At 71.9% G+C, this 19,310-nt stretch carries 16 protein-coding genes and 1 tRNA gene; 9 read left to right on the top strand and 8 right to left on the bottom strand.

Going from position 1 to position 19,310, the window contains the following annotated elements; genetic code table 11:
* Nucleotides 1–132: 132 nt before the first annotated feature.
* The 4 genes from thrC to argS all read right to left on the bottom strand — a co-directional run bounded on the left by thrC (nt 133) and on the right by argS (nt 5,694).
* A complete protein-coding gene (gene thrC / locus ABZS77_RS22825) occupies nt 133–1,182 on the bottom strand; it encodes a threonine synthase (RefSeq protein ID WP_354826142.1) in 1,050 nt (349 codons plus the stop codon).
* 138 nt (nt 1,183–1,320) lie between these two features.
* Complete coding sequence (locus tag ABZS77_RS22830; protein WP_354826330.1) at nt 1,321–2,631, bottom strand: homoserine dehydrogenase; 1,311 nt, start codon at nt 2,629–2,631, stop codon at nt 1,321–1,323.
* 8 nt (nt 2,632–2,639) lie between these two features.
* Nucleotides 2,640–4,025 (bottom strand): diaminopimelate decarboxylase, encoded by a 1,386-nt coding sequence (lysA, locus tag ABZS77_RS22835; RefSeq protein ID WP_354826145.1) that lies wholly within the window; start codon nt 4,023–4,025, stop codon nt 2,640–2,642.
* 1 nt (nt 4,026) lies between these two features.
* Nucleotides 4,027–5,694, bottom strand: coding sequence for an arginine--tRNA ligase (argS, locus tag ABZS77_RS22840; protein WP_354826148.1), 1,668 nt, complete (start codon nt 5,692–5,694; stop codon nt 4,027–4,029).
* 98 nt (nt 5,695–5,792) lie between these two features.
* On the opposite strand from argS, the gene ABZS77_RS22845 reads away from it, so the two are divergent.
* The 4 genes from ABZS77_RS22845 to ABZS77_RS22860 all read left to right on the top strand — a co-directional run bounded on the left by ABZS77_RS22845 (nt 5,793) and on the right by ABZS77_RS22860 (nt 8,322).
* The gene (locus ABZS77_RS22845) at nt 5,793–6,605 is read left to right on the top strand and encodes a DUF3105 domain-containing protein (RefSeq protein ID WP_354826151.1); all 813 of its coding nucleotides are present in this window, start codon (nt 5,793–5,795) and stop codon (nt 6,603–6,605) included.
* 12 nt (nt 6,606–6,617) lie between these two features.
* A complete protein-coding gene (locus ABZS77_RS22850) occupies nt 6,618–7,286 on the top strand; it encodes a DUF305 domain-containing protein (protein WP_354826154.1) in 669 nt (222 codons plus the stop codon).
* Between the two features lie 188 nt (nt 7,287–7,474).
* Entirely contained in the window at nt 7,475–8,170 is a 696-nt protein-coding gene (locus ABZS77_RS22855) for a winged helix-turn-helix domain-containing protein (RefSeq protein WP_139586631.1), read from the top strand.
* Between the two features lie 80 nt (nt 8,171–8,250).
* Nucleotides 8,251–8,322, top strand: a tRNA-Arg gene (locus tag ABZS77_RS22860).
* 181 nt (nt 8,323–8,503) lie between these two features.
* Here the strand turns inward: ABZS77_RS22860 and ABZS77_RS22865 are convergent.
* A complete protein-coding gene (locus ABZS77_RS22865; protein ID WP_354826334.1) occupies nt 8,504–8,899 on the bottom strand; it encodes a VOC family protein in 396 nt (131 codons plus the stop codon).
* A gap of 179 nt (nt 8,900–9,078) precedes the next feature.
* Here ABZS77_RS22865 and ABZS77_RS22870 point away from each other — a divergent pair, with 179 nt between their 5' ends.
* Nucleotides 9,079–10,422, top strand: a complete 1,344-nt coding sequence (locus ABZS77_RS22870) for a glycosyl hydrolase family 18 protein (RefSeq protein ID WP_354826157.1) — start codon at nt 9,079–9,081, stop codon at nt 10,420–10,422.
* A 52-nt stretch (nt 10,423–10,474) separates the two neighbouring features.
* Here ABZS77_RS22870 and ABZS77_RS22875 read toward each other — a convergent pair whose 3' ends face one another.
* A complete protein-coding gene (locus tag ABZS77_RS22875) occupies nt 10,475–12,619 on the bottom strand; it encodes an ABC transporter permease (RefSeq protein ID WP_354826160.1) in 2,145 nt (714 codons plus the stop codon).
* Nucleotides 12,620–12,741: 122 nt separating this feature from the next.
* Between ABZS77_RS22875 and ABZS77_RS22880 the strand changes: the two genes are divergently transcribed.
* Nucleotides 12,742–13,368 carry a TetR family transcriptional regulator gene (locus tag ABZS77_RS22880; protein ID WP_354826163.1) on the top strand — a complete coding sequence of 209 codons (627 nt, stop codon included), beginning with the start codon at nt 12,742–12,744 and terminating at the stop codon, nt 13,366–13,368.
* A gap of 39 nt (nt 13,369–13,407) precedes the next feature.
* On the opposite strand, the gene ABZS77_RS22885 is transcribed toward ABZS77_RS22880, so the two are convergent.
* The gene (locus ABZS77_RS22885) at nt 13,408–14,367 is read right to left on the bottom strand and encodes an ATP-dependent DNA ligase (RefSeq protein WP_354826166.1); all 960 of its coding nucleotides are present in this window, start codon (nt 14,365–14,367) and stop codon (nt 13,408–13,410) included.
* Nucleotides 14,364–15,881, bottom strand: coding sequence for an MFS transporter (locus tag ABZS77_RS22890; protein ID WP_354826168.1), 1,518 nt, complete (start codon nt 15,879–15,881; stop codon nt 14,364–14,366). The genes ABZS77_RS22885 and ABZS77_RS22890 overlap by 4 nt, the downstream gene beginning before the upstream one ends.
* Before the next feature lie 76 nt (nt 15,882–15,957).
* Here ABZS77_RS22890 and ABZS77_RS22895 point away from each other — a divergent pair, with 76 nt between their 5' ends.
* From ABZS77_RS22895 to ABZS77_RS22905, 3 genes are all read left to right on the top strand, one after another.
* Nucleotides 15,958–16,392 (top strand): helix-turn-helix domain-containing protein, encoded by a 435-nt coding sequence (locus ABZS77_RS22895; RefSeq protein ID WP_354826171.1) that lies wholly within the window; start codon nt 15,958–15,960, stop codon nt 16,390–16,392.
* Between the two features lie 100 nt (nt 16,393–16,492).
* Nucleotides 16,493–17,080 carry a helix-turn-helix domain-containing protein gene (locus ABZS77_RS22900; protein WP_354826173.1) on the top strand — a complete coding sequence of 196 codons (588 nt, stop codon included), beginning with the start codon at nt 16,493–16,495 and terminating at the stop codon, nt 17,078–17,080.
* The gene (locus tag ABZS77_RS22905; protein WP_354826176.1) at nt 17,080–19,281 is read left to right on the top strand and encodes an MMPL family transporter; all 2,202 of its coding nucleotides are present in this window, start codon (nt 17,080–17,082) and stop codon (nt 19,279–19,281) included. Before ABZS77_RS22900 ends, ABZS77_RS22905 begins: the two co-directional genes overlap by 1 nt.
* The last annotated feature ends 29 nt before the right edge of the window (nt 19,282–19,310 follow it).

A 19,310-nucleotide genomic window follows, 5' to 3' on the forward strand; every position in this document is an offset into this window, starting at 1 on the left:
CACTCCTGAACGAGAATGCGGGCGGGGATACGTGAAAGTGTGCCGGACACGATCACCAGAACCCCCGCCGCCCCCACGCCCGTCCCGCGAACCGGCCGGCTGCCGCCGGTCACCGACCAGGCGGTGGCGCGCTCAGGCCAGGTCGAGGGCGCGGGCCGCAGCCATCGGGTCGTTCGCGATGGTCAGCGGCGCGGGCGCCGTGGAAATCGCCCATTCGGGGTCCTTCAGGCCGTGGCCGGTCACCGTGCAGACCACCGTCGAGCCGGGCGGCACCATGCCCGCCGCGGCCTGCTGGAGCAGGCCGGCCACGCTCGCCGCGCTGCCCAACTCGACGAAGACGCCCACCTCGCGGGCGAGCAGACGGTACGCCGAGAGGATCTCCCGGTCGGTCACCGCCGCGATCAGCCCGCCGGAGGTGTCCCGCGCGTCCAACGCCTTGGTCCAGCTCGCCGGGTTGCCGATCCGGATCGCGGTGGCGATCGTCGACGGCTCCGGCACGACCTGACCGGTGACGATCGGGGCGGCCCCGGCGGCCTGGAAGCCGTACATCCTGGGTGCGCGGGTGGTGGCGCCGGCGGCGCGCTCCTCCGCGTACCCCATCCAGTAGGCGGAGATGTTTCCGGCGTTGCCGACCGGCAGGCAGTGGATGTCGGGCGCGTCACCGAGTGCCTCGACGATCTCGAAGGCGGCGGTCTTCTGGCCGTGCAACCGGTCGATGTTCACCGAGTTGACGAGGGCGACCGGGTGGTCCTGGGCGAGCTTGGCGGCGAGCGCCAGGCAGTCGTCGAAGTTGCCGCTCACCTGGAGCAGCTTCGCGCCGTGCACGAGCGCCTGGGCGAGCTTGCCCAACGCGATCTTGCCCTGCGGCACCAGCACGGCGCAGGTCAGCCCGGCCCGGGCCGCGTACGCGGCGGCGGAGGCGCTGGTGTTGCCGGTGGACGCGCAGATGATGGCCTTGTTGCCGGCCTCGACCGCCTTGGAGACCGCGAGGGTCATCCCCCGGTCCTTGAAGGAGCCGGTCGGGTTGGCGCCCTCGACCTTGAGGTACACGTCGCAGCCGATCCGGGCGGACAGCACGGGTGCCGGCAGCAGCGGCGTGTTCCCCTCGTGCAACGTGACGACGGGCGTTGCCGCGGTGACCGGCAGCCGATCCCGGTACGCCTCGATCAGACCCCGCCACATGTCGTTCTCCTCGCCTCTACCGCCGCCTCGACCCGAGCACACGGCCACCCTGGACCACCCTGCCGGCGGCATCGACGGCACACCCCGGGTTACCCACCTGGCGGGACGCGCGAACCGACCCACCGACGGTTCAACGACTCACGCGCCGCCCTCGACCCGCAGCACGCTCGTCACCGACCGGACAATATCCAGGCCACGCAGCTCGGCCACGGTCGCGGCGAGCGCCGCGTCGGGTGCCACGTGGGTGACGATGACCAGCTCGGCGTCGCCACTGCGGCCGGGTGACCCGCTCGCCGAGCCCTGCCGCACGGTCGCGATGGACACGTCGTGCCGGGCGAACACGCTCGCCACCGCGGCCAGCACACCGGGACGGTCGGCCACGTCGAGGCTGACGTGGTAGCGGGTCAGCGCCTCCCCCATCGGCCGGACCGCCAGGTCCGCGTACGCGCTCTCGCTGGCCGCGCGCACCCCGGCGAGCCGGTTGCGGGACACCGCGACCACGTCACCGAGCACGGCGCTGGCGGTCGGCGCGCCACCGGCGCCCCGACCGTAGAACATGAGCTGACCGGCCGCGTCGGCCTCCACGAAGACCGCGTTGAACGCGTCGCCGACGCTTGCCAGCGGATGGCTGCGCGGGATCATCGCCGGGTGCACCCGGACGCTCACCGTCTCCCGGCCGGCCGGGTCCACACCCCGGGCCGCGATGCACAGCAGCTTGATGGTGCAGCCCATCGCCCGGGCGCTCGCCACGTCCGCGGCGGTGACCTCGGTGATGCCCTCCCGGTGCACGTCGGCGGCGGCGACCCGGGTGTGGAACGCCAGCGACGCGAGGATCGCAGCCTTGGCCGCCGCGTCGAAGCCCTCCACGTCGGCCGTCGGGTCCGCCTCCGCGTACCCCAGCTCGGTGGCCTCGTCGAGGGCCTCGGCGAAGCCGGCGCCGGTGGCGTCCATCGCGGAGAGGATGAAGTTGGTGGTGCCGTTGACGATGCCGGTGACCCGGGTGATCCGGTCGCCGTGCAGCGACTCGCGCAGCGGGCGCAGCAACGGGATGGCCCCGGCCACGGACGCCTCGTAGTAGAGGTCGCCGCCGCCCTCGGCCGCCGCGTCGTGCAGCGCCGCGCCGTCCTCGGCGAGCAGCGCCTTGTTGGCCGTGACCACGCTCTTGCCGGCGCGCAGCGCCTCGACCAGCCAGCTCCGGGCCGGCTCGATCCCGCCGACGACCTCGATCACCACGTCCACGTCGTCGCGCTTGATCAGGCCGAGCGCGTCGGTCGTGAACAGCTCGTCGTCGACCGGCAGGTCACCACGGTCCCGGCCGAGCCGGCGGACGGCGATGCCGGCGATCTCCAGCGGGGCGCCGATGCGGGCGGCCAGGTCGGTCGCCTGCTCGTGCAGCAGCCGGACCACCTCCTGGCCGACCGTGCCGCAACCGAGCAGTGCCAAGCGCACAGGTGACGTCATCCAACATCCAATGCCAGCAGGTCCTCTTCGGTCTCCCGCCGGACGATCAGCCGCGCGTGGCCGTCGCGCACCGCGACCACCGGTGGCCGGGGTACGTGGTTGTAGTTGCTGGCCATGCTCCGGCAGTACGCGCCGGTGCCGGGCACTGCGACAAGATCTCCGGGCTGCACGTCGGCGGGCAGGAATTCATCCTTCACCACGATGTCCCCGGACTCACAGTGCTTTCCCACCACGCGGGCGAGCAACGGCTGCGCGACGGACGCCCGGGAGGCGAGCGTGGCCGAGTACGACGCGTCGTACAGGGCCGTGCGGATGTTGTCGCTCATCCCGCCGTCCACGCTGACGTACGTCCGGATGCCGTCGAGGTCCTTGACCGTGCCGACCTCGTAGAGGGTGAACACGGCAGGCCCGACGATGGCCCGGCCCGGCTCGATCGACAGGTGCGGGACGGCCAGGTTCTCCGCCGCGCACTCCGAGTCGACGATCTTGCGGAGGCGCTTGGCCAGGTCCTGCGGGCTGGCCGGGTCGTCCTGCGAGGTGTACGCGATGCCGAAGCCGCCGCCCAGGTCCAGCTCGGGCAGCTCCACGCCGCGCGCGTCGCGGATCTGCGCCTGGAGGGCGAGCACCCGGCGGGCGGAGACCTCGAAGCCGCTGGCGTCGAAGATCTGCGAGCCGATGTGCGAGTGCAGACCCCGCAGCTCCAGCACACCCTCGTCGAGGATCTTGAAGGCGGCGTTCGCGGCGGCACCACCCGCGAGGGAGAAGCCGAACTTCTGGTCCTCGTGGGCGGTGGCGATGAACTCGTGGGTGTGCGCCTCGACGCCGACCGTGACCCGGACCAGCACCCGGGGCCGCACCCCCCGCTCGCGGGCCAGCGCGGTGAGCCTGTCGATCTCGGTGAACGAGTCGACGATGATCCGCCCCACCCCGGCGTCGAGCGCCCGGGTCAGCTCGGCGACCGACTTGTTGTTGCCGTGGAAGCCGATCCGCTCCGGGGGCATCCCCGCCGACAGCGCGGTGGCCAGCTCGCCGCCGCTGCACACGTCCAGGTGCAGACCCTCCTCGGCGATCATCCGGACCACCGCCCGGCACAGGAACGCCTTGCCCGCGTAGTAGACGTCCTCGGTGGGGAAGGCCGCCCGGAAGTCGCGGCAGCGCGAACGCAGGTCGGCCTCGTCCAGGACGTACACCGGGGTGCCGAACTCGGCCGCGATGTCGCGGACGCTCAGGCCCGCGACGGCGACCGCGCCGTCGGCGCCGCGCGTCACGCTGCGCGGCCACAGCGCCGGCATGAGGGCGTTGACGTCGGCCGGGGTACGCAGCCAGGCCGGCCCCTGATTGCTGATGTCCGCGTGCAGCGCACCAGCCTCATGAGCCCTCATGTCACATCCTCTCCGGTGCGGAGACGCCGAGCAGGTGCAGGCCGTTGGCGATCACCGTGCGGGTGGCGTTGTTGAGCCAGAGCCGGGCGCGGTGCAGGTCGGTGACCTCCTCGTCGCCCAGCGGCAGCACCCGGCAGTTGTCGTAGAACCGGTGGAAGGACGCGGCGACGCTCTCCTCCAGGTAGCGGGCCACCCGGTGCGGCTCGCGCAGCTCGGCGGCCGTGGCCACCACCGCCGGGAACTCGGCGAGCGCCTTGAGCAGCTCGTTCTCCTTCTCGTGGTCGAGCAGCTCGGGGCGGAACGCGTCGGCGTCACCCGGCACCAGCCCCACCTCGGCGGCGTTGCGGGCCACGCCCGCCGTCCGGGCGGCGACGTACTGCACGTAGTAGACGGGGTTGTCGCGGGTCGCCCGGGTCCACAGCTCGATGTCGATGTCGATCGGGGAGTCGCTGGAGTAGCGGGCCAGCGCGTACCGGGAGGCGTCCACGCCGATCGCGTCGACCAGGTCCTCCAGGGTGATCACGGTGCCGGCCCGCTTGCTCATCCGCAGCGGGGCGCCGTCGCGCACCAGGTTGACCAGCTGCCCGATGAGGATCTCCAGGTTGCGCTCCGGGTCGTCGCCGAAGCAGGCGGCCATGGCCTTCATCCGGCCGATGTAGCCGTGGTGGTCGGCACCCAGCATGATCACGACCCGCTCGAAGCCGCGCTCGCGCTTGTCCAGGTAGTAGGCGCAGTCCGCGGCGAAGTACGTCCACTCGCCGTTGGACTTGCGCAGCACCCGGTCCTTGTCGTCGCCGAAGTCGGTGGTCCGCAGCCAGGTGGCGCCCTCGGACTCGTAGAGGTGCCCCTGCTGGCGCAGCCGGGCCAGGGCGAGGTCCAACTCGCCCCGGTCGTGCAGGTCCTTCTCGTTGAAGTAGGTGTCGAACTCCACCCCGAAGTCGCGCAGCGAGGAGCGAATCTCGTCGAACATGAGCGCGACGCCCTCGACCCGGAACACCTCCCGGGCGGCGGCGTCGTCCAGGGTCAGCACGTCCGGCCGGCGGGCCCGCACCTCGGCGGCGATCTCGGCGATGTACGCCCCGCCGTACCCGTCCTCCGGCGCCGGCTCGCCCTTGGCGGCGGCGAGCAGCGAGCTGGCGAACCGGTCGATCTGCGAACCGGCGTCGTTGAAGTAGTACTCCGTGCCGACCTGCGCGCCGGTGGCTCGCAGCAGCCGGCTCAACGCGTCGCCGACCGCCGCCCAGCGGACGCCGCCGATGTGCACCGGGCCGGTCGGGTTCGCCGAGACGAACTCCAGGTTGATCTTTTCGCCGGCGAGCCGGTCGCTGCGGCCGTACTCGGCGCCGGCCTCGACGATCAGCCGGGCGAGCTGGCCGGCGGCGGCGGCGTCGAGCCGGATGTTCAGGAAACCCGGACCGGCGATCTCCACCGATTTGACGCCCGGTGCCCGACCCAGCTCGTCGGCGAGGGCGGTGGCCAGCTCACGCGGCGGGACGCCCACCTTCTTGCTCAACTGCAGGGCGAGCGTGGAGGCGTAGTCGCCGTGCTCGGGGTTGCGCGGTCGCTCCACCACCGTGCTCGCCGGCAGTGCGGCGCGGTCCAGGCCACGCTCGGTGAAGACGGCGTGGGCGGCGGCGAGGACGACCGAGGCGAGTTCTGCAGGAGTCACCCTCCCATGTTATCGGGGGTAGACTCGGGCACTCGGCGGCTACCCTGCGCGTCAACCGGCCCGCCATCTCCCCTGACCGACCGACTTGACGAGGCACGATGAGCATCAGCACCCCGGGTGGCCCTGAGCGCCGCCCGACCGTGGTCAGCACCGGCAAGAAGCCGGCAGCGGGCCGGCCGGCGTCCGGCGCCAAGGCTGCTTCCGGCAAGCCGGCGGGTAAGCCCGCGGGCACCCCCCGGGCAGGTGGCAAGGGCCCCCGCAAGCCGGTCACCCCGGTCAAGGTGAGCCAGGGCCGGGCCTGGGGCCCGATCGCGCTCTTCGTCGCGGTCGGCGTGCTCGCCGCCGGCATCATCGGCTACGGCGCCTGGGCGTCGTTCCAGGGCTCCAAGCCGTGGGACAAGCGGGCCAACGCCATCGACGGCATCACCAACATCCGCAAGGCCGACCCCGACAGCCTCAAGTACGAGGCGCACAAGTCGGGCCCGTTGACCTGGAAGTACTCGCCGCCGGTGGGCGGGGTGCACAACGCCGCCTGGCAGAACTGCATGGGCGACGTCTACGACGCCCCGATCGCCAACGAGCACGCGGTGCACAGCCTGGAGCACGGCGCCGTCTGGATCACCTACCGGCCGGGTCTGCCGCAGGACCAGATCGACAAGCTCGCCGGCAAGGTGCGCGGCGTCGAGAAGATGCTGATGAGCCCGTACGAGGGCCTGGACAAGCCGATCTCGCTCCAGGCGTGGGGCTACCAGCTCAAGGTCGACAACGCCGACGACAAGCGGATCGACGACTTCATCAAGGACCTGCGCGTGAACGCCTCGGTCGAGGGCCCGACCGCTCTGTGCAACACGGGCATCACCGCGACCGGCACCACCCCCCGCGAACTCCAGCAGCAGCAGCCGACCCAGTAACCGAGGACCGCGATGACCGCTCCCGCCACCACCGACAGCGAGTACGACGAGGTCGAGGCCACCCCCGAGGAGGGCGGCCGGGCGTCGGCGCGGCGCTACGGCGTGCCCGCGCTCGCCGCCCTGCTGGTGGTGGGGCTGCTTCTCGGGTACGCCGGGGGTCTGCTCACCCCTCGGCTCACCCGACCCGGTGACGCCTCGGTCGAGGCCGGCTTCGCGCGGGACATGACGACGCACCACGCCCAGGCGGTGGAGATGAGCCTCATCGCGTACCGGTCGGCGACGCTGCCCGAGGTGCGGCAGATCGCCGTCGACATCGCCACCGGGCAGCAGGGGGAGATCGGCGCCATGCAGACCTGGCTGCGCGAGTGGGAGTTGAGCCCCACCGCGTCCCGGCCGCCGATGGCGTGGATGTCCGACGGGGCGACGGTCAAGAACGGGCTGATGCCCGGGATGGCCACCCCGCAGCAGATGACCGCGTTGCGCGACGCCCGGGGCATCGAGGTCGACCGCCAGTTCCTCGCCCTGATGTACGACCACCACCTGGGCGGCATCCACATGATCGACGCCGCGCTCGGCGAGACGGACAACGACGAGGTGCTGCGGGTGGCCCGGACCATGAAGGCCACCCAGCAGAGCGAGCTGAACAACCTCCGGCAGCTCCAGGCGCAGGCCAAGGGCTGACCCGAGCCGGGCGTACCGGGCCCGCGTCACCGCCGCACGTCGGCGGGGCGCGGGCCCGTGCCATGTGGGTGCCGAACGCCCAGCGTGTCCCCTGTGGGCGTTTTGCGCGGTCCAGGCGATTACGTTGCTTAGAGAGTTTTCTCCCCACATATCGTGACCAGTTGCGATTCGGGCTCGTTGCCCAAGACGTGGGGGTTGCACTCAGAGACGCACGGCGCTCGGTCACCAGTTGGTGCCGACGCCACACCATCGGCGGTGACGGGGCGGTGGCAGCCGTCCGTCGCGGACAGCGGCAGGGCGAGCCGGGAATGCTCAGCCGCGAACAGGAACTCGAACTGATCGACGTGTTGCGGGGCGTCCACCCCGACGAGTTCGGCCTGGACGAGGAGTTGTGGACGCGGCAGAGCCTCACCACGCTCATCCAGCGCCGGTTCGACCTGCCGCTGGACGCCGGCGCGGTCGGGGCGTACCTGCGGGCCTGGGGGTTGGGTCCGCGCGAGCCCCGCGAGCGGGCCTGCGGGCTCTGCGTCAGCGCGGTCGAACGCTGGGTACGCAGCGAATATCCGGCGATCACCCGGGCCGCCCAGGAACACCTCGCCGAGGTCTACTGGATCGGGCGGGTACGACTGCGCGGGACCATGCCGGCGGCCGACGTGATCTCCGCCGTGTCGTCGCGGGGCCGGGTGCGCTTCATGATCACCACGCCGACGGTGGACCCACCGCTCCCCCGCGACTTCGTGCTGCGACTCAGCGGCGAGGAGGAGCGCACGGTGCACCTGATCGTGGACGGCTCCTGGCCCCGCAACGAGTGGCCGCGCCGGCTTCCGCGCCGGATCGTCCTGCACCCGCTGCCGAGCTGCGGCCGGGTCATCGCCGCCGCCTGACCGGGTCAGCGACACGATCGGGGCACCGATACCGATTCGGTGTTCCTGGAGGAGGTTTGCTAGTCTTCTCCAGTCGCTGAGCCCCCGTAGCTCAGGGGATAGAGCACCGCCCTCCGGAGGCGGGGGCGCAGGTTCGAATCCTGCCGGGGGCACACTTGCTAAGAAGGCTGTGACAAGCGGCCAAGGCCCTTGATCAGGGGAAACCCGGGTCGAGGGCCTTACTCGTGTGTCCGGCCGTGTCCGGCCGTCACCGGAAACCCCGATCGCCGGCAGCCGCACGGCGGCAGACCAGAGTCTGCGACCTTGGCGATTTGGCCGGCAAGCGCGGTGACGTCAGGTCCCGCCGAGGAGGTCCCACCGGTTGCCGGCGATGTCGAGGAATACCGCGACCCGACCATAGGGCTCGGTCCGCGGGGCCCGGACGAAGGTGACACCGGCCTCGGTCATCCGCCGGTGAGCGGCGTCGAAGTCGTCGACGCGGAGGAAGAACCCGACCCGGCCGGCTACCTGGTCACCGACAGCGGCACGCTGGTGTTCCCCGTCGGCGCGAGCGAGCAGAATCCCGGTCTGGGCACCCGGGGGCCGCACGACGACCCACCGCTTGGGTCGCCCGTCGTTCGTCAGCGAAGGGGAGTCCTCGACGAGGTCGAAGCCAAGTACGTCGATGAAGAACGCGATCGCCGGGTCGTACTCCTCGACGATCAAGGCAACCAGGTCGATCTGCACCAGGGCAGCCTACGCAAGGTGGCCCACTGGACCTCGACCGCGCGGCCGGCGCGCGCAGAGTCCGCCAGGGGCCTTGTTCGTGTGGGCGTCCACCATCCCGAATCTGTTAACAACCCTTGCTAACAGCTGTCACGGACGTCAATATGTGGAGGTCGCGGGTCGTCGATGCCTGGGGAGTCAGCATGAGAAGCCGTCGGATCTTCGCAGTGGTGGCCGGGGCGGCGATGACCGTCGCGGCGGCCGTCGCCTTCGTCCCCAGCAGCATGGCAGCCGTGTCCTCGGCGGCCGCCGCCCCGATGGTCGCCTGCACGGCCCCGGGCTGGGCCGAGGGCAACACCTACACGGCAGGTGCCCAGGTGACCTACGGCGGCCGGCTGTACCAGGCGCTGGTCACCCACACCGCCCACCCCGGCGCCGGCTGGAACCCGGCCTCGACCCCGTCGCTGTGGCGTGACCTGGGCGCGTGCTCGGGAGGCACCCCGCCGCCCACCACCCCACCACCGCCGACCACGCCGCCGCCCACCACCCCACCACCGACCACACCCCCGCCCACCACTCCCCCGCCGACCGGCGGGACCTGCGCGGTGAAGTCCCGACCCGCAGGCAAGGTGTTGCAGGGCTACTGGGAGAACTGGGACGGCGCCTCCAACGGCGTACACCCCGGCCTGGGCTGGATCCCGATCACCGACGGCCGCCTCGGCCAGCACGGCTACAACGTGATCAACGCGGCCTTCCCGGTGATCCGCTCGGACGGCACGGTGCTCTGGGAGAACGGCATGGACGCCGGCGTCAAGGTGGCCACCCCCGCCGAGATGTGCCAGGCCAAGGCGGCCGGCGCCACCATCCTGATGTCGATCGGCGGAGCCGCCGCAGGCATCGACCTGAGCTCCAGCGCGGTCGCCGACCGGTTCGTCGCGACGATCGTGCCGATCCTCACCGCCTACCACTTCGACGGCATCGACATCGACATCGAGACCGGCCTCACCGGCAGCGGCAACATCAACACCCTGTCCACGTCGCAGGCCAACCTGATCCGGATCATCGACGGGGTGCTGGCCCGGATGCCCTCGAACTTCGGCCTGACCATGGCACCGGAGACGGCCTACGTCACCGGCGGCAGCGTGGTCTACGGCTCGATCTGGGGGTCGTACCTGCCGATCATCAAGAAGTACGTGGACAACGGCCGGCTCTGGTGGCTGAACATGCAGTACTACAACGGCAGCATGTACGGCTGCGCCGGCGACTCGTACCCCGCCGGCACCGTGCAGGGCTTCACGGTGCAGACGCAGTGCCTGAACAACGGCCTGACCATCCAGGGCACCACCATCCGGGTGCCGTACGACAAGCAGGTACCGGGTCTGCCCGCGCAGACCGGCGCGGGTGGCGGCTACCTGTCGACGTCGCTTGTCACGCAGGCGTGGAACTCCGTACCCGGTCTCAAGGGTCTGATGACCTGGTCGGCGAACTGGGACGGGTCGAAGGGCTGGACGTTCGGCGACAACGTGAAGCGCCTACAGGGGCGTTGAGCCCGAAGCCCACCGCCGGCCCGGAAGGATCGGCGGTGGGCTTCGACGCCGCTCAGTGCGCGTCGGCCGGCACCAGCCGCAGGGGCGCGTCCGGTGCCGGCGCGGCATCCGGGCCGCCGTCGGCACCCGAGCGGCGCTCGCGGCGCTCGAGCCACTTGTCGATCACCAGGTTCAGGACGAGCCCGACCGCCCCCCAGACGGCGATGACGAGCAGGTTCTGTCCGACGCCGACGCCGTCGAAGTACCGCAGTGACCGGGCGATGTCGACCGCCGCGGGCAGCGGCAGCACGTCCTGGAGAGGGCGGAACACCTCCGGGACCAGGTACACGGACATGCCGCCACCGGAGGCGGGCACGCCGGCCATCATCAGCACCACCATCATCGGGATGATGCCCGCCAGGCCCACGGTGCGGGTGAGCACGCCGGTGGCAAGGGAGACCGAGAAGATGGTCAGGGCGCCGTAGCCGATCATCTCCAGGGCGTTGCCGCTGATCGCGCCGATGATCACGTCGAAGAGGAACCACAACCAGACGGACATGCCGATCGCCCAGCCGCCCAGGAGGGGCAGGAACTGGGGCAGGCGGCGCACGTGCGGGGCACCGCCGCGCAGGACGGCCAGGAACAGGAAGCCGGCCATGATCCAGGACATGCCGACGTACATGCTGTTGCTGCCGCCGGTGTCGGTCTCGCTCAGGGGCTGCACGTCGGTCAGGGTGAGCGGAAGGTCCTGGGCCGCGGCGATCGGCTGGAAGATCGAACGGATCGTGGACTGTTGGCTGGCGTTGGCGGCGGATGCCGAGTACAGCGTCGCCGGGGTGTCGGGTGCCGACGGCAGGACGAAGGCCGCCACGGTGTCCCGCGCGCGGATCTGCCGGGTGGCCTCCTCGACCGTGTCGGCGACAGTGACGTCGAGGATGCCGTCAAGCTGTGCGTTGAGACCGGTAGCGGTCTGCTGGGCCTGCCCCGGGGCGGCGGCGACCACGACGACCGGGATGTCGTGCGGTTGCGGTTTGTGCATGGAGAAGCCCATGGCACCCACGACGGCCACGAGGATACCCAGCGGGAAGCCGGCCGCTGCCACGTACCGGAATCGCTTGGAGCGCGGCGGCCCGCCGGCGAGGGCCGGGGCCTTCGCGTCGGGGTCGGGGATCGGCGGTACGCCGGGGATGGTGGCGCCGCTCGCGCCGCGCTCCTTGAGCACGCAGAGCGCGAGGGCGGCCACGGCCCACGCGGCCAGGACGAGCAGGTGGGTGCCCAGACCGTTGCCGTCGAAGTACAGGACCGAGCGCAGCCCCTCACCGGCCGCCGGGAGCGGGAGCACGCCGTGCAGGAACTGGAAGAAGCCGGGCATGTTGTGCACGGACAGCGCCAGGTTCGACGCGGGCATGCCGAGTACCACCCAGAACAGCATGCCCGGCAGCACCGCGAGGGGCCCGACCAGCTTGGAGAGCAGCAGCTGGGCCAGGCCGACGGCCGCGGTGGCGAGCATGCCGACGCCGAGGAAGGTGAGGTAGTGGCCGTCGACGGCGCCCACGATCGGCCCGAGGATGAGCCAGATGATCGAGCTGGTGACCGCGGACCAGCCGGCCAGTACGGGGAGGAACCGTCGCAGCCGCAGCAGGTGGGGTACGCCCATCACCATGATGCTCAGCGGCACGTAGCCGGCGAGCATCATGCCCATGGCGGCGAACAGGACCGCGATGCCGGCCCGGTCGCCGTCGGGTAGCGGTGCGACGTCCTCGGTGGTGGTCTGCCAGCTGTTCTGGACGGCAACGGGCGCGAGCAACTGCTGGACTGTGGCGTTCTGCGATGCTCCGGCCGCCGAGGCGGTCAGGATCGTCGCGTCGACGCCGCCCTCGGTGGGCAGCACGAGCGCGCCGGCGGCTTCCTGGTCGTGCAGCAGGTCGACCGCGTCGTCGCGGGTCGCCACCAGCGTGGCCTCGGTGCTGTCACCCGGAGCGGCGTTGAGCCCGTCGACGACGGCCTGTGCCGTGGCGCCGCTGCCGACGACCGCTACCGGCATGTCCCTGGGGTGCGGCGAGTGCATGGTCGACATGTAGGTCGCGAACATCATCGTGACGATGAGGAACGGCATCACGAACAGGGCGACCATCCGGATGATCTGTTCCTTGCGCTCCGCGCCGGGCGGGCGGCCGTCCACCACGTCGGCAGCCTCGATCACGGCTTCGGTATCCATGCACGCTCCAGCTCAAGTTTGTACGCCAGTTGACTTACAAACTGTAGGGGGCGAATGCCGGGACCGGGAATCCGGCTAGGTTGACCTGAGTCACAGTCGGCGAACAAGCGAGGGGGCCGGTCATGAGGCGGTCCGAGGCGGCCCGCACCGCGCTGCTGAACGCGGCAGAGCGGCTGTTCGCCGAGTCGGGAGTCGCGGAGATCTCCGACCGCCGGGTGGCCGAGGCAGCCGGGAACACCAACCACTCGGCGGTGCGCTACTACTTCGGTGGGCGCGAGGGCCTGCTGAAGGCGCTCATGGCCCGCCACGTGCACGAGGTGGCGCAACAACGCGTCGGCATGCCCCCCACCGACGACTCCGTCCTCGGCGACATACGCGGTCTCGTGGCGCCGAGCATGCGGGTCCTCGACCAGCTACCGCGCCCGAGCTGGCGGGCCCGGTTCCTCGACCACGTCCTCCACAACCCCGCCACCCAGCCGATCATGCGGGAGGCGCAGGACACCACGCCACAGGCACTACAGCTGCGCGGGTCACTGGCCGGGCGGCTACGGCACCTCGACCCGGAGGTGGTCGCCGGCCGGGCGCGCCTGATCACCCGAATCGTCAGCACAGCGACGGCGGAGGTCGAGGCACGCGCCGAACGCGACGGCGAAGACCCGCGATGGCCCGAGGTCGGCGACTTCCTCGTCGACGCCATCACCGGCATGCTCAGCGCTCCCGTCAGCCGGCCACGCCGAGCCGACCGCTGAGCGCACGTCCCTGGCCGCCTACGAGATCACCGACGCCGTTCAGCCGGCCTCGCGGCGGGCACGGGCCCGGCGCTTGCCCTCGTGCATGGCCTGCACACGGGCCACCGGGATCGTCCGGCCCTCCGCCACCAGGTCGGCGGGGAGCGGCTGCGGCGCCGGCATCGCCGCCGCCCACGGGTCGGTGCCGGCCAGCAACGACGGCACGGTCCGGATGGTGAAGTCGGCCGGGGTCACCCCGCTCAGGTCGGCCCAGTCGACCGGGAACGAGACCGGCACCCCGGGGCGCAGCCGTGGGCTGTAGGCGGCCGCCACCGTCGCGCCGCCGGCCCGGGTGGCGTCCACGAAGACCCGGCCGCCGCGCTCCTCCCTGATGTACGCCGTGGTGGCCAGCGCGGGGTCGATCCGTTCGGCGCGGACGGCGAGCGCCCGGGTGGCCGCGGCCACCTCCTCGGCGTCGGGGTCGCCGGCCAGCGGGACGAAGACGTGCACGCCCTTGGCGCCGCTCGTCTTGACCGCCCCGGAGAGGCCGGCGTCGGCGAGCGCCTGGCGGACCAGCAGCGCGGCGCCGACCGCGGCGGAGAATCCGCCACCCTCGGGTGGGTCCAGGTCGAGCACCAGGTGGGTCGGGCGGTGCTGGTCCGCGACGGTGTTCAGAGTCGGGTGGTATTCCACAGCCCTCTGGTTGGCGAACCAGAGCAGGGTGCGCCGGTCGTCGCAGAGGGCGTACGAGATCTCCCGGTGCGACGCCTCCGCCCAGATCGGCACCCGACGCACCCAGTCGGGGGTGTACCGGGGAAGGTTCTTCTGCATGAACGGCGGCTGGCCGGGGCGGACCCGGATCACCGACAGCGGCCGGTCCCGCAGCTGGGGCAGGATCCGGTCGGCGACCGCGTCCAGGTAGTCGACCAGGTCGCGCTTGGTCGCGTCGCCGCCGTCGGACAGGGGCTGGTCCAGGTTGGTCAGGGCCACCCCGTCGCGGGTCTCGTCAGCCTCGCTCATCCGATCACCCTTTCGGCCCCGGCGTCGTCGGTCAACCGGGCGCGTCGTTCCGAGCCGGATTGTTTCCGGTGACCGCCGTCGCCGGCCGGCGCGCCGGCGTCGGTCAGCGGGCCGGCCGGCCGTCGCGGCAGCGTGCCCAGCGCCACCAGCAGTGCGGCGACGACCAGGGCGGCGGCCACGGCGAACGCCGTCCGGTAGCCGGCCGCCAGGGCGGCCGTCTCGGCCGAGCCACCGGCCCGCAGGACGTCGCTGCGGGCGGCGGCCAGGGTGGCCAGCGCGGCCAGCCCGACCGCGCCGCCGACCTGCTGGGTGGTGTTGACGAGCCCGGACGCGAGCCCGGCGTCCGCGTCGGTCGCGCCGGTCATGGCCAGCGTGGTGACCGCCGGCAGGGTCAGGCCGCCGGCGACCCCGAAGATCACCATCGCGGGGAGGACGTCTGCCAGGTAGCGACCGTCGGCGGGCAGCCGGGCGAGCAGCAGGAAGCCGACTGTCGCGAGGCCGAGCCCGGCCAGCAGGACGCTGCGGGCGCCCCAGCGGGCGATGAGTCGCCCGGCCAGCCCGAGCGAGATCACCGCGATCACCACGGGGGTGGGCAGGAACGCCCAGCCGGTCGCCGCGGCGTCCAGCCCGAGCACCAGTTGCAGTTCGACGGCGAGCAGGAACTGGAAGCCGAAGAACGCGGCCGCCACGAGGAACTGCACGGTGTTCGCCGCGACCAGGCCCGGCACGCGCAGCACCCGGCCCGGCAGCAGCGGGGTGGACGCCGTCCGCTGGCGTACCGCGAAGCCGCCGAGCAGCAGCGCCGCGAGCGCCGCCGCGCCGAGGGTCCGCGGGCTGGTCCAGCCGTGCTCGCCGGTGCCCACGATGGCCAGTACGGCGGTCATCAGGCCGGCGGTGGCGAGCAGCGCCCCCGGCACGTCGAGGCCCGATCGCAGGCCGATGCCCCGTTCGGCGGGGAGTTGGCGGACGGCGGCGAGCAGGATCGCCAACCCGATCGGGAGGTTCACCAGGAAGATCGAACGCCAGCCGGCGAGTTCGGTGAGAACACCTCCGGCCACCATCCCGACCGACGCGCCGGCCGCACCCGTGAAGCTGAAGACGCCGATGGCGCGAGCCCGCTCGGCCGGCTCGGGGTAGAGCCGCACGATCATGCCGAGGCTGACGGCCATCGCGAACGCGCCGCCCACGCCCTGCCCGAAGCGCGCGGCGATGAGCTGCGCCGTCCCGGTGGCCGTCGCGCAGGCCAGTGAGGCCAGTGTGAACAGGGCGACGCCGGCGAGGAAGACGTGGCGCCGGCCGAGCAGGTCGCCGAGGCGGCCGGCGAGCAGCAGCAGCCCGCCGAACGCGACCAGGTAGGCGTTGACCACCCAGGCCAGGTCTGCGGCGGTGAAACCCAGGTCGCGTTGGACGGCGGGCAGCGCCACCGAGACGACACTGCCATCCAGGATGATCATCAGGCTGCCGGCGCACAGCACGAGCAGGGCCGGCCAGCGGGCCGGGGCGGTACGGGTCATCGAACTTCCTCCTTGGTGCACGCTTTGTTACTGGTGCCATCGTCTGTGACCATGAGGCTGAGCGGAAGGAGGCACTGTGATGTCCCAGAGGAACAGCGATGTGTCCGTGCAGGTCGAGGCGGAGTTCACCTGTGCCGCCGGGAGCGTGCCGTTCACCCCCGGGCAGGCCCGGGCGTGCACGGTCCGCGAGGTCCTCGACCGGGTCGGCGGCAAGTGGAGCATCGGCATCCTGGTGGCCGCGTCGAACGGCCCGGTGCGCTTCACCGAACTGGAACGGCACATCGAGGGCATCAGCCGCCGCATGCTCACGCTGACCCTGCGCAACCTGGAGCGCGACGGTCTCCTGCACCGCACGGTCTACCCGACCGTTCCGCCGAAGGTGGAGTACACGGCGACCCCGATGGCGATGGAGCTGTACGAGTCGCTGGTCGCCCTGACCAGCTGGGCCGAGCGTCATCGCCGGGCCATCGCCGAGGCGCGGACCAGGTACGACGCCGAGCACACCGGCTAAACCAGGCGGTGGTGTGGGGAACGCCACGAGCCTTTTCTGACCGATCGGTCAGGCTCTGACCGATCGGTCAGGCATGCTGGTCCACGGAGGTGGACCGGTGATGGCAAGAGCGGTGTCCGAGACGCACGGCGAGATCCTCGCCGCCGCGGCGCGACAGTTCGCGGTGACCGGCTACCGGGGCACCTCGTTGCAGGACATCGCCCGCGAGGTCGGCGTCTCCAAGGCCAGCGTCCTCTACCACTTCGCCAACAAGGAAGCCCTGCTCGCCGAGCTGATGGCCCCGGCCATCGCGATGTTGCAGTCCCTCGACGACAAGCTCGCCGGCCTGACCGGAGCCGCCGCCCAGGAGGTCGCCGCGACCGGCTTCGTCGACCTCGCGGTCCGGTTCCGCCGGGAGATCGCGGTCCTGCGCGGCGAGTTCCCCGAGCTGCTGTGCCAGCCGGCGTTCATGCACATCCAGGAGATCTCCGACCGGCTGCGGAACGCGCTCGCCGGGTACTCCGACCGGCCAAGCGCCCAGATCGCCGCGCTGGTGCTGCTGGCCGGCATCTCCGAGGCGTGCGCCGAGTTCGTCGACGTGCCCGACGACGACCTGCGCCCCGCCCTGCTCACCCTCGTCCGGCGGGCCGTCGAACCCGTCGACGCACCCCAGCCCCAACCACCCACGACCGAGGACAAGGAATCCTGATGGCCACCCTGCTCTACCGGCTCGGCCGGGGCGCGTTGCGCCGGCGACGGCTCGTCGTCGCGCTCTGGCTCGTCGTACTCGTCGGCGCCGGCATCGCCGCAGCGACCCTGCGCGGCCCGACGGCGAGCAACTTCACCATGCCGGGCACCGAGAGCCAGCAGGCACTGGACCTGCTCGCGGAGCAGTTCCCGGCGGCCAGCGGCGCCACCGGCACCATCGCGGTCAAGGCACCGGGTGACGGCCAACTGGCCACGCCGGAGGGCCAGGCCGTGGTGCGGGAGCTGGTCCAGCAGGCCGCCACGCTGCCCGGCGTGGTCGGCGCCGTCGACCCGTTCCAGGCCGGCGCGGTCTCACCGAACGGCCGGTACGCGCTGATCCAGGTCCAGTTCGCCACCGGTGGTGACGAGGTGACCGACGAGCAGCGCACCGCGTACGAGGAGGTCGGCTCGGCGGCCGAGGCGAAGGGTTGGCAGGTCGCCCCGGGTGGTGAGGTGCTGGGTGGTGAGCCGGAGATCGGCTCCACCGAGGCGCTCGGCGTGCTGGTCGCCGCGATCGTCCTGATCATCACCTTCGGTTCGCTGGTGGCGGCCGGGATGACCATGCTCAACGCGCTGATCGGCGTGGGCGTCGGCATGGCCGGCCTGTACGCGCTGAGCGGCGCCATCGAGTTGACCACCACCGCGCCGATCCTGGCGCTGATGCTCGGTCTCGCGGTCGGCATCGACTACTCGCTGTTCATCACGTCCCGGCACCGGCAGAACCTGCTCGAAGGCCTGTCCCCGGAGGAGGCGGTCGGCCGGGCCGTGGGTACCGCCGGTTCCGCAGTGGTCTTCGCGGGTGCCACCGTGGTCATCGCGCTCGCCGGTCTGGCCGTGGTCAACATCCCGTTCCTCACGGTGATGGGTCTCGCCGCCGCCGCCACGGTCACCATCGCCGTGCTCGTGGCGATCACCCTCCAGCCCGCACTGCTCGGCTTCGCCGGCAACCGGGTGCTCCCGCGCCGGCTGCGCTCGGCTGTCGACGCCGCCGCCCCGGGCGACCCGGTCGGCGAGGAGAAGCTGCCGGTCGAGGACCGCTCCGGGTTCGGCTTCCGCTGGGCGCGCTTCGTCACCCGTTTCCGCGTACCTGTCATCCTGGTCGCGCTGCTCGGCCTGGGGCTACTCGCGCTGCCCACGCCGGACATGCGGCTGGCCCTGCCGGACGCCAGCACGGCGACCGAGGGCTCCCCGGCCCGGGTGGCGAGCGACCTCACCACCGAGGGCTTCGGGCCGGGCTTCACCGGCCGCCTCGCGGTGGTCGTGGCGGGCGACGACGCGCAGGCCACAGCGGCCGCGCTGCCGCAGGTCACCGCGCTGATCCAGCGCACCGAGAACGTCCTCGCGGTCGCGCCGCCGCAGCTCAGCCCGGACGGTCGGACGGCGCTGCTCGGCGTGGTGCCGAAGACCGGCCCGACCGACGAGGCCACCGAGACCCTGGTGCACGAGGTCCGCGACGCGGTCGGTGGTGTCAAGGACGTCGACGTGCTGCTCACCGGCGTCACCGCCATCGGCATCGACGTCTCCGAGAAGCTGTCCGACGCCCTGCCGATCTACCTGCTGCTGGTCGTGGGGCTGTCGGTGCTGCTGCTGATGCTGGTGTTCCGCTCGCTGCTGGTCCCGCTCAAGGCGGCGCTGGGCTTCCTGCTCACCGTGGCCGCCACGTTCGGCATCACGGTGGCGATCTTCCAGCAGGGCCACCTGGCCGACCTGGTCGGCCTGGACACCCCGGCGCCGCTGGTCAGCTTCCTGCCGATCCTGCTGATCGGCATCCTGTTCGGGCTGGCCATGGACTACGAGGTCTTCCTGGTCTCCCGGATGCGGGAGGACTTCGTGCACGGCGACACCGCGCGTGAGGCCACGATCAGCGGCATGGGCCACGGCGCCCGGGTGGTCACCGCCGCCGCGCTGATCATGATGTCCGTGTTCGGCGGCTTCGTGTTCCTCGACGACCCGATCATCAAGTCGATGGGCTTCGCGCTCGCCATCGGCGTGGCCATCGACGCGTTCGTGGTCCGGATGACCATCGTGCCGGCGGTGATGTCGCTGCTCGGCGACCGCGCCTGGTGGCTCCCCCGCTGGCTCGACCGGGCCCTGCCCAACGTCGACATCGAGGGCGAGGGCCTGCGGACCCACCTGGAGGACCACGCTCCGACCCGGGTCTGACAGTCGACGACGGAGGTGCGGCGCCCGCG

Source organism: Micromonospora sp. NPDC005298 (genome assembly GCF_040607375.1).
In the GTDB taxonomy this organism is placed as follows: Bacteria; Actinomycetota; Actinomycetes; order Mycobacteriales; family Micromonosporaceae; genus Micromonospora.